Annotated in this window: 13 protein-coding genes; 8 read left to right on the top strand and 5 right to left on the bottom strand. The window is 65.1% G+C overall.

The window, feature by feature from the left end:
* Window positions 1–4 precede the first annotated feature (4 nt).
* Together H0O22_RS05580 and H0O22_RS05585 are read left to right on the top strand one after the other, a co-directional pair.
* The gene (locus H0O22_RS05580; protein WP_185187981.1) at window positions 5–358 is read left to right on the top strand and encodes a phosphomannose isomerase type II C-terminal cupin domain; all 354 of its coding nucleotides are present in this window, start codon (window positions 5–7) and stop codon (window positions 356–358) included.
* A 92-nt stretch (window positions 359–450) separates the two neighbouring features.
* The gene (locus H0O22_RS05585) at window positions 451–2268 is read left to right on the top strand and encodes a DEAD/DEAH box helicase (protein ID WP_185187982.1); all 1818 of its coding nucleotides are present in this window, start codon (window positions 451–453) and stop codon (window positions 2266–2268) included.
* Between the two features lie 26 nt (window positions 2269–2294).
* On the opposite strand, the gene H0O22_RS05590 is transcribed toward H0O22_RS05585, so the two are convergent.
* Window positions 2295–2522: a hypothetical protein gene (locus H0O22_RS05590; RefSeq protein ID WP_185187983.1), complete on the bottom strand. Its 228-nt coding sequence runs from the start codon at window positions 2520–2522 to the stop codon at window positions 2295–2297.
* A gap of 271 nt (window positions 2523–2793) precedes the next feature.
* Here H0O22_RS05590 and H0O22_RS05595 point away from each other — a divergent pair, with 271 nt between their 5' ends.
* Complete coding sequence (locus H0O22_RS05595; protein WP_185187984.1) at window positions 2794–3222, top strand: RNA-binding protein; 429 nt, start codon at window positions 2794–2796, stop codon at window positions 3220–3222.
* Window positions 3223–3349: 127 nt separating this feature from the next.
* Here H0O22_RS05595 and H0O22_RS13335 read toward each other — a convergent pair whose 3' ends face one another.
* Window positions 3350–3475: a hypothetical protein gene (locus tag H0O22_RS13335; RefSeq protein ID WP_255439502.1), complete on the bottom strand. Its 126-nt coding sequence runs from the start codon at window positions 3473–3475 to the stop codon at window positions 3350–3352.
* Between the two features lie 184 nt (window positions 3476–3659).
* Here H0O22_RS13335 and H0O22_RS05600 point away from each other — a divergent pair, with 184 nt between their 5' ends.
* Window positions 3660–5450, top strand: coding sequence for an ABC transporter ATP-binding protein (locus H0O22_RS05600; RefSeq protein ID WP_185187985.1), 1791 nt, complete (start codon window positions 3660–3662; stop codon window positions 5448–5450).
* Between the two features lie 111 nt (window positions 5451–5561).
* Window positions 5562–6458 (top strand): LCP family protein, encoded by an 897-nt coding sequence (locus H0O22_RS05605; protein WP_185188325.1) that lies wholly within the window; start codon window positions 5562–5564, stop codon window positions 6456–6458.
* Here the strand turns inward: H0O22_RS05605 and H0O22_RS05610 are convergent.
* The gene (locus H0O22_RS05610) at window positions 6455–6673 is read right to left on the bottom strand and encodes a DUF6737 family protein (RefSeq protein ID WP_185187986.1); all 219 of its coding nucleotides are present in this window, start codon (window positions 6671–6673) and stop codon (window positions 6455–6457) included. The genes H0O22_RS05605 and H0O22_RS05610 overlap by 4 nt on opposite strands.
* Before the next feature lie 67 nt (window positions 6674–6740).
* Here H0O22_RS05610 and H0O22_RS05615 point away from each other — a divergent pair, with 67 nt between their 5' ends.
* Together H0O22_RS05615 and H0O22_RS05620 are read left to right on the top strand one after the other, a co-directional pair.
* Window positions 6741–7694, top strand: a complete 954-nt coding sequence (locus tag H0O22_RS05615) for an FUSC family protein (protein WP_185187987.1) — start codon at window positions 6741–6743, stop codon at window positions 7692–7694.
* Complete coding sequence (locus H0O22_RS05620) at window positions 7688–8734, top strand: FUSC family protein (RefSeq protein ID WP_185187988.1); 1047 nt, start codon at window positions 7688–7690, stop codon at window positions 8732–8734. Before H0O22_RS05615 ends, H0O22_RS05620 begins: the two co-directional genes overlap by 7 nt.
* Here H0O22_RS05620 and H0O22_RS05625 read toward each other — a convergent pair.
* Window positions 8731–8910, bottom strand: coding sequence for a hypothetical protein (locus H0O22_RS05625; RefSeq protein WP_185188326.1), 180 nt, complete (start codon window positions 8908–8910; stop codon window positions 8731–8733). The two genes, H0O22_RS05620 and H0O22_RS05625, sit on opposite strands and share 4 nt — an antisense overlap.
* 17 nt (window positions 8911–8927) lie before the next feature.
* Window positions 8928–10235 (bottom strand): NHLP bacteriocin system secretion protein, encoded by a 1308-nt coding sequence (locus tag H0O22_RS05630; protein ID WP_185187989.1) that lies wholly within the window; start codon window positions 10233–10235, stop codon window positions 8928–8930.
* A 70-nt stretch (window positions 10236–10305) separates the two neighbouring features.
* Between H0O22_RS05630 and H0O22_RS05635 the strand changes: the two genes are divergently transcribed.
* Window positions 10306–12066, top strand: coding sequence for a TolC family protein (locus H0O22_RS05635; RefSeq protein ID WP_185187990.1), 1761 nt, complete (start codon window positions 10306–10308; stop codon window positions 12064–12066).
* Window positions 12067–12118 lie beyond the last annotated feature (52 nt).

The raw sequence follows: 12118 nt of genomic DNA on the forward strand, positions 1-12118 counted from the left end.
GCCCATGAGCGAGACCGGCATCGTTCACCGGCCCTGGGGTTGGTTTGAAACCATCGGTGCCGGCGAGGGGTACCTGGTCAAACGGCTCTGCATTAAGGCCGGCCACCGGCTCAGCCTCCAACGCCATCGCCACCGTCTGGAGCACTGGGTGGTCGTGAGTGGCTCCGGGCAACTGGAATGCGACGGATCAACGATTCAGGCGAAGGCCGGCACCACCCTGCTGGTGCCCTGCGGCGCCGTGCACCGAGCCGCCGCAACAAGCGAGAACCTGCTCATCGTTGAAGTGCAGCGCGGCGAACACCTGAGCGAGGACGACATCGAGCGCCTGGCGGACGACTACGCAAGGGTGAAGTGTTAAATTAATTCTTCACCCTTTGTGAAGGGCAAGGCAGTTTCTTCAACGGGTGTCTGCCGGCCTGTCGACGAAGGATTCAGGCCCAGACCAACCACGTGACCAATACCCCCTGCGAGAGCGCAACCAGCTCTGTGGATCTCAGCGCGCTCGATTTGGCCAGCAGCCAAGACAGCGCACCGAGCGAAAGCATCGAAATCACCAAGACAGAACCCAGTCAGAAGCACGGGTTTGCCGCCTTCGGCTTCTCCAACGAAATCCTCGAAGCCCTCGCGGAGATCGGCTACAGCGAGCCCTCCCCGATCCAGGCGGCTGCCATTCCTGAGCTGATGCTCGGCCGCGACCTGGTGGGTCAAGCCCAGACCGGTACCGGCAAAACGGCGGCCTTCGCCCTGCCGATGCTGGCGGCCCTCGATGAGACCCAACGCACCCCCCAGGTGCTGGTGCTCACCCCCACCCGTGAGCTCGCCATCCAGGTGGCCGACTCCTTTAAGAGCTACGCCACCAAACTTCCCCACCTACGGGTCCTGGCCCTCTACGGCGGCTCGGACTTCCGCGATCAGATCCACAAGCTCAAGCGCGGGGTTCAGATCGTGGTCGGCACCCCCGGCCGGGTGATGGACCACATGCGTCAGGGCACCCTCGATGTCTCCGGGCTGCGCAGCCTGGTGCTCGACGAAGCCGACGAGATGCTGCGCATGGGCTTCATCGACGACGTCGAGTGGGTCCTGAGCCAACTGCCTGAGAAGCGTCAGGTGGTGCTCTTCTCGGCAACAATGCCCAGCGAGATCCGCCGGATCTCCCACCAGTACCTGAACAGCCCCGCTGAGATCACGATCAAGACCAAGGGGTCTGATTCCAGCCGGATCCAGCAGCGCTTCATCACGGTCAATGGTCCGATGAAGCTCGAGGCTCTAAGCCGCGTGCTCGAGGCCGAGACCAAAGAAGGCGTGATCATCTTCGCCCGCACCAAGGCGATCACGGTGACCGTGGCCGAAGCCTTGGAAGCCAAGGGCTATGGAGTCGCGGTCCTCAACGGTGACGTGGCCCAGAACCAGCGGGAGCGCACGATTGAGCGCCTCAAGAACGGCACCGTGGACGTGCTGGTGGCCACCGATGTCGCCGCCCGCGGCCTGGATGTGGACCGGATCAGCCTGGTCATCAACTACGACATCCCCTTCGACTCCGAGGCCTACGTCCACCGCATTGGCCGCACCGGCCGTGCTGGCCGCACCGGCAACGCGATCCTGTTCGTGACGCCGCGCGAGCGCCGCTTCATCACAGGTCTTGAGCGTGCCGTTGGTCGCTCCATCGATCCGATGGAGATCCCCTCCAACGCGAGCATCAACCAGAGCCGCCTGGATCGCCTGCGCGAGCGCCTGAGCGAAACCGTGACCGGGCTCAAGACCGAGGAGACCAGCAACCTCAGCGAACAGCAGGCGCTGCTTTCAGAAATCATCAAGCGCGTTGGCCAGGAAAGTGAGGTCAGCCCTGAGCAGCTGGCCCTGGCCGCCCTTCAGATGGCCGTGGGCGACCAGCCCCTGCTGGTCCATGACGATGAGAAGTGGATCCGCCAACAACCCCAGTCCCGCGATGGCCGCCGCAACGATCGCTTTGGCGATCGCGATCGCGGTCCCCGCGGAGGCAACCGCGGACCCCGCGAGCAAGCCGGTCCTCCGGAAGATCACATGGATCGCTTCCGCATCGAGGTGGGCTGGCGCGACCGGATCAAGCCCGGAAACATCGTGGGCGCCATTGCCAATGAGTCGGGTCTGAACGGCCGCAGCATCGGTCGCATTCAAATCTTCGACAGCCACAGCCTCGTGGACCTGCCCAAGGGCATGCCCGACGACGTCTTCCAAAACCTGAAGCGCCTAAAGGTGTTGAATCGCGAACTTCAGATCTCTCGCATCTAAGGCTGGTCTGAGCCAGCCGGCGGGCCTCAAGCGCAGAGGCCCGTCACCGATTCACTGGACAAAGCAGTGAGCTCAGCCACGCTCATGCTCTCGACAGCCATGACCAAAGCGGGCTGCACCTCTTCGGTTTCGATCGCAACAAGGGTCTGAAGCAGATCGAAGCGATCCTGGGGTGCAAGCTCCCCGCTCTTGCTCCAAGCCAAACTCCAGGGGACTGGTGCCGTCATCAGGGGCTCCCGATAGCGGGTGTTCATTTGCTGACAATGGGACAATAAATGGGGATCAAGCCCTTTCTTCGGATTCCCTTCGGTCTTGCTTCAAGGCCCGTTACCGCGCCCATGGCTGAAGACACCGACCTCGAAGACGGCCGATTCAGCCCTGCAGCGCAGCCCCCCGAGATTCGCTAAAAGGCTTTCTGAGTTCAGGGGGGTCGGCGCTGTACGCTGACTCTGATTCCAAAAGCTTCCAGGCTCCACACGGAACCCCACAGCATCAACGAATCAGTTTTCAGGTTCCGTCTAAGGAATGACCATTTACGTTGGAAACCTCTCGTTCCAAGCCGAACAAGAGGATCTGCTCGACCTGTTCAGCCAGTACGGCGAGGTGAGCAAGTGCAGCCTTCCCCTCGATCGTGAGACCGGCCGCAAGCGCGGTTTCGCGTTCGTCGAGATGGCGAACGACGCTGACGAGCAGAAAGCCATCGACGATCTGCAGAACGTCGAGTGGATGGGTCGCATGATCCGTGTCAACAAAGCAACCCCCCGTGAAGGCGGCGGCGGCGGCGGTCGTGGCGGCTACGGCGGCGGCGGCGGCAACCGTGGCGGTGGCTACGGCGGCGGCGGCGGCGGCCGTGGTGGCTACGGCGGTGGCGGCTACGGCGGCGGCGGCGGTGGCGGCTACGGCGGCGGCGGCGGTGGCGGCTACGGCGGCGGCGGCGGCGACAACCGCTGGTGATCGAGCGGTGCCCTCGGGCATCACTCCTCCCCAACCCACAAGAAAAATCCCTGGCCGGGCTCCATTGGGGCCCGCGTCCAGGGATTTTTTGATGGATTGACGGGATCGACCTGGGGCCGGACTGGTGTCAGACGATGACTTCGAGCTCTTCGTTCTCGATCAGATCCTGCAGTTGATCGCGTTGCCACTCCTTGCAACGCATCTCAGAGACGGAATGGATCGGCTGCAGTTCGCCTTCATGGGGTTCTGGCAAGGCACTGCGGAGCGAGCGCCTTCTCAGCTTCGCGGTCCAGCGATGAAAGCGATGAAACGATCTCGAACGGGTCATAAACACCTCCTGTTGGAGACACCACGGTTCTAACGCTGGTGAAACCAAGAAATCAGTTCCCAGTGAGCAGCTTCATATTGAATTCAACCCGGCGCCTTTGAATGGCGCCATGACCCCAGCCCAACCCCCACTGCGCCGCCTGTTGCGCACCCTGAGGCCCCATCGCCGCTTGGTGCGGTTGGCCGCGCTCTGCTCGGTGCTGAACAAGTTGTTCGACCTGGCGCCACCCGTCTTGATCGCCCTAGCGGTCAACGTGGTGGTGCAGCAGGACACCTCCTGGCTGGCCAGCTGGGGGGTGACGTCGATCCCGGGGCAACTCGGGGTCCTGGCGGGACTCTCCTTTGTGATCTGGAGCGCGGAATCGCTGTTCGAATACCTCTATGCCCTGCTCTGGCGCAACTTGGCCCAGACGGTGCAGCACGAGCTCAGGCTGGAGGCCTACGCCCATCTCCAACGCCTGGAGATGGGCTTTTTCGAATCCAGCTCCAGTGGCCGCCTGCTGGCGATCCTGAATGACGACATCAACCAGCTCGAGCGCTTCCTCGACCATGGAGCGAACGAGGTTCTGCAGCTGATCACGACCGTCCTGGCGGTGGGCGGTGCGATGGTCTGGCTCTCACCGGCGGTGGCTGGGGTTTCGTTTTTGCCCATTCCCCTGATCCTCTGGGGCTCACTGCACTTCCAGAAGCGGCTGCAACCGCGCTACCGCGAGGTGCGGGAGCGCTCCGGCGATCTGGCGAGCCGCCTCGCCAACAATCTGGGCGGGATGCTGACGATCAAGAGCTACGCGGCGGAGCAGTGGGAGAGCGAACGTCTCTGCGAACAGAGCCGTGCGTACCAAAGGAGTAACAGGAAGGCGATTCGCCTCTCGGCGGCCTTCATCCCCCTGATTCGCTTCGCGATCCTCTTTGCCTTCCTGGCGATCTTGGTGATTGGCGGCCTGCAGGCCTGGCGCGGCGCGATCGACGTCGGCACCTATTCCTTCTTGGTCTTCATCACCCAACGGCTGCTCTGGCCGCTGACGAGCCTTGGCCGCACCCTGGATGACTACCAGCGGGCCATGGCCTCCACCCAGCGCGTGCTGGATCTGGTCGACACCCCGATCGCGATCCCCAGCGGCGATCGCCCCCTGCCCCGGCAGAGCGTTCGCGGTCAGATCCGTTTTGAGGGGGTCAACTTTGGCTACAGCGGCAGGGACCTTCTGCTACGGGACTTTGATCTGGAGATCCCCGCCGGCAGCACGCTTGGGATCGTCGGCGCGACGGGTTCCGGCAAGAGCACGATCGTCAAATTGCTGCTGCGCCTCTATGAGCTGCAGAGCGGCACGATCCGCCTCGATGGTCAACCGGTCCAGACGTTGGAGCTGGGGGACCTGCGCAAGGCCATCGGCCTGGTCAGCCAGGAGGTCTTCCTCTTCCACGGGACCGTGGCCGAAAACATTGCCTACGGCAGCTTTGAAGCCTCACGCTCCGCGATCGAGCGGGCGGCGCAGCTGGCGGAGGCCTCCCGCTTCATCGAAGCCCTGCCCCAGGGGTACGACACGGTGGTGGGGGAGCGGGGCCAACGGCTCTCCGGGGGACAGCGCCAACGGATTGCCCTGGCCCGGGCGATCCTCAAAAACCCGCCCGTGCTGATCCTCGATGAGGCCACGGCGGCGGTGGACAACGAAACCGAGGCGGCCATCCAGCGCTCCCTGGATCGCATCACCTCCGAGCGCACGACCCTGGTGATCGCCCACCGCCTCTCCACCGTGCGCCATGCCGATCGGATCGTGGTCATGGACCAGGGACGGATCGTCGAAAGCGGGAGCCACGAGGAGCTGATCGCCGCCGGCGGTGCCTACGTCAATCTCTGGCGGGTTCAGGCGGGACTGCGCCAGGACGAGGCACTAGCCCTCTAACCAGCCAAAGAAGTGGCACCAATGCAGGGGGCGCCACAAGATGGGCGGCAGAAAAAGAAATAAATTGTGAGAATGAAGAGTCCCACCCTGAAAACAGCCCCAGCCAGCACGATGCCCCACCGCCGCGACGAACGCGGCGCGATGCTGACCGCGATTGGCTTTGGGCTGGGTGGCGGACTCCTGCTGGCCTCGCCCGTGGCGGACTACCTCAGTAGCCCCCAGGTGAGCGAGCGCCATCAGCTCGTCAATCCCTTCAGCAGCTGGAACAGCCTGAGCGACGCCGATGTGGTGATCCTCGGCACCGACGTCGGCGGCGGGAACACCGACGTGATGTACACGATGCGTGTGCAGAACGGGGAAACCAAGCTGCTGCAGGTGCCCCGCGACACCTACATCAACTCCAGCAGCTTTGGCCCCGTGAAGGCCAATGCCCTTTACGCCTATGGCGGCCCCGAGGCCGTCAAAGCGGAGCTCTCCAAGCACCTGGGCCGCCCCGTGCGGCACCACATCCTGGTGAACCTGGCCGTGATCCGGCGCCTCGGGGATGCCCTGGGCGGCCTTGAGGTGAACGTGCCCAAGCGCATGTGGTATCACGACAACACCCAAGGCCTGCACATCGATCTGCAGCCCGGCCGCCAGGTCCTCAAGGGCAGAGACCTCGAAGGCTTCCTGCGCTTCCGCCACGACGAGATGGGTGACATCGGTCGCCTGGATCGCCAACGCCTGGTGCTGAAGGCCCTCTTCAAACAAATCACCCGACCGGAGAGCCTGGTGCGCCTTCCCGCGCTCCTGGCCGTGGCCGGCAAGGACCTGCGCACTGACCTCGGCCCGATGGAGATCGGCGGCCTGATCAGCGCGATGGGGAGCACCGACCTCAACGCCGAGCGCCTGAGGGGCCGTCCCTTTATGCACGAAGGCATCAGCTACTGGAAGGCCGAGTGGCCAGAAGCCACCGCCGCGGGCGCTGCAGCCTCCGGCAGCAGCGAGCGCTTCAAGTTCCTCTTCTAGGGCTCCTCAAGCATCCCGGAGCGGTAGGCCGCAGGAACGGCAACCAGAAACAGTCCCCACCAGGCCAACACGGCCACGGCCACCGGTGCGCTGATCCACCAGCGGTGCAGCAGGAACCAGCTGCCGGCGATCGCCAGAACACCGGTCAACAGGATGGACCAGGGCTGACACCACCAGGGTTTCAGGCTCCAGAAGGCGGGTTGACTCTCAGGCATGAATCAAGAACGAGCTCATCACAAGAGTTCTCCATAAGCTCCCAGCAGAACCACGACGCCGCGGCCTGTGGACGCCCTGCTGGTGCGCAACAGCCTGAAGATGTTCACAGCGGTGTTCATCACGGCGGCGATTGCGCTGTGGTTTGAGCGGATTGAGTTTGTTTGGTATCCGCTGATGGCGGTGGTGATTGTTGTTGATGACAACGATGACCACACCGTCAAAGCGGCGACCGCACGGGTGATGGGAACGGTGGTGGGCGGCCTGGTGACCTTTGTCGTCCACACCATCCTCAGCGGCTGGGTTGGTGTGCTGGTCTCGATCCTGTTGATGATTCCGGTTCTACGCCTCTTCGGCTGGCAATCGGGCCTGAGTACGGCCGCCACCTTGAGCGTGATGTTCCTGATGATTCCGCGCTACGAGGCGCTGGATTGGCACTACGTCTTCAACCGGGGCCTCGACACCGTCGTGGGCTGCCTGGTCGCCTTGGGGGTCGGTCTGTTGTTCTGGCCGCGCAACAGCTACCGGGAGTTGCAGAGCCTCGACCATCGACTCCTCTCGGATCTCCAGGCTCAACTGGCGCGGTACGAGGCCTGGCTGGCGGGCCAGCGCGAGCGGCCGACGCCCCTGAACACCGCCCCCCTGACGGGCGATCTGATGCGGATGACGGACCTGGTGGAGCGGGAACGCCGCGGCCCACGTCAGAAGCTCCTGCGCTCCAGCCGCTGGCAACAACGGTTGCGGCTCTGGCAGATCGTGCAATTCCACTGGATCGCCTGGGAGCGCTTGATCGAGGGGATGGCCCCGCTCGACATCCAACGCGCCGAGCCGCTGCAGGACAGCATTCGCGGGTTGCATCAGCAGCTGCATGGCGCAGGACAAACCACGCCACGCCGCGCACCCCAGCGCTGGCAAGCGCTCGCCCTCGCCCAACGGCTTCCCCTGCTGCAGTTGCTGGCCTTTGAAGAAGAGACCCGCCCCCTGCACGCCGGCCTCGGAACCCTGGCACGACAGCCATGCTGATCAACCGCGCCGAATTGCGGCTGGCCTTGGCCGCTGGTCTCTGCAATGGCTTCGCCACGATGAGCGGCTTGGCCTATGGCTTTTATTCCCCACTGGCCGTGGTGTCAGTCGGGACTGGCAGTTACGGCGGCGCGATCGAGTTGGGCCGTCAACGGCTCCTCGGAACCGTGCTCGGCTCGATCCTGCTGCTGGTGGGCTACTGGGGCTTGCGGGATCTGCCGATGCCGATCGCCATCGCGATCACCCTGGCGGCACTACGGCTCCTCGGTGGATGGCTGAAGCTCTTGGTGGGCTACAAGGTGGGCGGCCTGATCGTGGTGATGGGTTGGCTCTCCCACTCCACCAACCTGGGCACCTGGATTCCCCTTCGCTTCTTCTGGACGGCCTTTGGCGTCCTCGTGGGTCTGCTCAGCCTGCGGCTGTTCTGGCCGGCGCGAAGCTTCGACACCGTCCTCAAGCAGTACGGCGACCTCTTCCGCGACCTGCGCTTGACGTACCAGGACCTGGCCCAGCGGCTGGTGCAGGACAGCGCGGCGGGGCCTGAATTGGCGGACTACAGGCGCCTGCGCGCGCGGCTGATCAGCCTGCGGGGCCTGCGCCCCTCGCTCACACTTGAACTCGGTGAGGGCGCCAGTCGCCATCCCAGCGTTCAGCTGGTGCAGTGCCTGGATGACGCCTGCTCGCGCCTGATCCTGATGGTTGGAGGCATGGTGCGCCGGGCACCGACCCTGAACGACAGCGCCCTGATCGAGCAGCTCCATGCCGGCGAGGCCGCCTTGCTGCGGGCGCTGAGCACACGGCTGGAGCAGTGGGAAGTGCAACTCGCCGCGCGGCGCCGCAGCCTGCCGTCACCGCCGAGCGCTGCCCTGGCCCTGCCCCAGGCCTGGCTCGATCTAAACCGCGAACTGGCGGACCCCAGCTTGAACCGGATCCCGCTAGAGCGGCTGGAGCGCATCGCCGCCAGGCTGCTGCTCTGCCGCCAGGCCGAGCAAGCCATGCAGGATGCCGAACGGACCTGGGGCGCCCTCTTGCCCCGCTAGGCCTGCGGCCTGGAGGCCCACCAACGCTCAACCCGATAGCCCAGGACCACCAGCAGGACGACGAGCCAGAACCAGAGCTCCGGGGCGTTGGCGTTGAAGAGGATCAACAGCAAGACCACCTCGGCGACCAACCAGGGCAACTCCTTGCGCAGCAGGGCGTTGCGGATGGGAGGCAAACGCAACGCCTTGAGCTTCACTCCAAGGTTCCGGGCTGCCTGAGGAAGGGACGGTTCCATAGCGCGTCAATTCTGAGGGTGCGGTAGCCGCCGGTGAGCGAACGCAGCCCCGGAAGCACATAACTCAAGGGGGAGCGCCACTCCACGTAGCCGTAGGCGTTCAGAGTCAAGCCATCGCGGACGGGGAAGACCCCACTGCCCCCGGAGAGGGTCCAGCGGTAGCCGTCATTGCTCCAACTGTCGCGCCCAAGCTCGATCTCCGCACGCATAACCGGACCCTCCTTGGTGAGCTCCTTGGCCAACTGGGGGTTGCCCGTCGTGGTGGAGACATCGTCCTCGGTGGCCGGCAGGGTGAGGACCTGGCTGACCTGACCGACGATGCCGCCGAAGCGCCCGCGCTGTTTCCACTGCGGCACGAGCTCCATCCGCAACCCCAGCGGCAAGCGACGGGCATCGGCGGGAGAGAAGTAGGCGACGGCCCGCAACGGAGGAGCCTTGGCACCGGGCTTCTGCGGACGACCGATCGTCCCCAGTCGCTGCCCGGTGGACACCGTTTGACCGGAGATCACCTGGATGTCGAGCAGGTTGCCGTCACGGCCGGCCACCACCTCCCCGTCGTAGGCGATCTGGGCTTCCGTGACGCGGATCTGTAGCTTGAGGTCGTCGATCTGGTAGCGGCGGTTCAGGGCCTCGGTCTCGATCATGAGCTTCACCTGCTCGTAATCGGTCAGCACCTTCTTGCGCTGGATCTTCACGGCATCCAGGTCGACGCTGGTGTTGGTGAACCCCTGCTGCACCGCCACCACCTCGCGGGAGAGGGGCGCCACGACCTCGCGGCGCGCCAGCCAATCGAGGTTGCTGAGTTTGGAGCTGTAGGTGGACTGAAGCTGGGCGTAGCGGGTGCTGTCGTCGCTCAATTTCGCCAGGGCCACCTCCACGGCCCGCTGTTCGGTCTCCAGCCGACGCAGATCGCGCTGGTCGAGATCGGTGTTAATCCGCTCCAACTGGGCCAAGTTGCCCCGCTGCTGCGCCAGCTGTTTCTCCAGCACGGGCAAATACAAGGTCATCAAGACCTGGCCTTTGCGCACGGGCTCACCGACCTTGACGCCGACATCCAGCACCTGACCGCCGGAGCGGGCGTTAAGCACCCCGGCGCTGTCCGGGTAGAGGAAGACCCCTTGACCACTCACCTCGGTCGGCACGGGCCAAAACACCGCCCAGAGCGCCAGCACACCACCGACCCCCGCCAGGCAAACACCCACCTGGTTGTGGTCACTCAACCCCAGCCAACGCTGCTGGAGTTCCTGCCGCCGTTGCTGCCACATAGCGACAGGATGCTGGGCTCCAGCGATTCTGGCCAGAGTCGGCAGACTGCATCACAACTTCTCGGGGACGTTGCACGTCGCTGCAACACGGCGAATCGCGAGCCTGGCCTGCAGCCTGGCGCTGCTGAGCCTTGGCAGCCAGGCGGCGTTCGGGCAACCCGGCCTTGAAGCCAGCTCCGCCGAGGTGCAGAAGCTGGAACGCAGCTGGAAAGCGCTCGATGAGCAACTGCGGGTACTGGATGCCCTGATCCCCCCCGATCCCCAAGGGATTCCGCCGCGCGAAGCCGTCACCGCACCGATTCCCGGCAGCCTGCTCGAGCCGAATCGCGCCCCGAGCCAACCGCTGCAGCCAAACCAAGCCGCAGCCCCAGCGCCCTTGAGCCTTCCCAGCCCCCAACAGCTCCAAGAGGGAGTCGTTGAGGGCCTCAGCCTGCTCGAGGCCCTCGCCATTGGCTTCAAGAACAACCCCGAGCTGCAGGCCCAACGCGAACTCGTGGCGGCCTCACTCGATGACCTGCAGGCGGCCCTCGGCACCTACTGGCCAAGGATCAGCGCGGTCGCCGGCGGCAGCACCGGCCAGCTCAGCTCCAACAACACCGCTTCCGTTGGCAACGGCACCCTGAACCTGGGTCCCCTGTTTCAACCGGGGGGCGCCTTCTATGTCCCCACGGACGGGGGCGCCTATCTCAACCAATCCAGCAGCGTTGGGGCGGCCGGGCTGCAGCTCGATTACGCCCTCCTGGACTTCGCCCGCACGCCCAGGGTGCAGGCGGCCCGGGCGGTCCTCGAGCGGGAGCGGCAGATCTACGGCAACCAGCTGCGGCTGCTGCAGCTGAGCATCAGCGAGGCCTACTACCAGCTGCAGCAGGCCGATCAGAACGTGCGCATCCAGGATGCCGCGGTCCGCGATGACCTGCTGATCCTGCAGGACTCCCTCGACCTGAAATTGGCGGGCCTCGTGCCCCGGGTGGACGTGCTGCGCCGCCGCGCCATTGAGGCCAGTGACCAAGAGGCCCTGATCCAGGCCCTCGCCGATCGGGCCATCGCGCGGCGGCGCTTGGCCCTGGTGCTGAACCTGCCGGCCACGGTCACGCCGAGCGCCAGCGACCCGATCGCGGTGATGCCCCAATGGCCCCTGAACCTCGAGCAGAGCCTGCTGGCCGCCTACCGCGGCAACCCCGAGCTCGAAGCAATCCTCGCCACCCGAACGGCCCTGGCCCGGCAGAAGGACGCGACCGCGGCCCAACTCCTGCCGCGGCTCGCCCTGTTTGCCGGCGGCGGCAGCTACGGCCAGAACGTCAACCAGTTCAACATCACCACGAGCGGCGGGGGCTGTTGCGGCTCCACCGTCATCCCCACCCTGAACACCAGTGGGTACGACTGGTCCTTCGGTCTGAGCGTCCGCTGGTTGCTCTTTGACGCCGGCACCACCAGCGGTGAGACCCGAGCCCTGCAACGGCGCGTGGAAGCGGCTGGACAGAACTACGCCGCCCGCCGCAACGCGATTCGGCTGCGGCTCGAGGCGGCCTTCTTCAACCACGAGGCCAGCCTGGCGAAGTTGGCCTCAGCCCGGCGCGGCGTCGCCGCGGCCCTGGAGGCCTTCCGCGATGTGCGCCTCCGCTACCAAATGGGCCTCTCGAGCGAGGTGGATCTCTCGATCACCCAGGAGCGCCTGATCGCAAGCCTGGTGCAGCGGCTGAACGCCACCGTCGGGGTCAACATCACCTACGCGCAGCTACTGCGCGAACTGCTGCCGGTGCCGCGGGATCCCGCCGCCCTGCTCACCCCGGAGCTCACCTGGAGGGCGGCCACACCTGCTCCCAGCGAGTAGCCCGTCGGACAAATGTTTGCGCGCTCCTTGCTTGAGGCCGGATTTCAAATAA

This window comes from Synechococcus sp. LTW-R, assembly GCF_014217875.1.
Taxonomy (GTDB): domain Bacteria; phylum Cyanobacteriota; class Cyanobacteriia; order PCC-6307; family Cyanobiaceae; genus Vulcanococcus.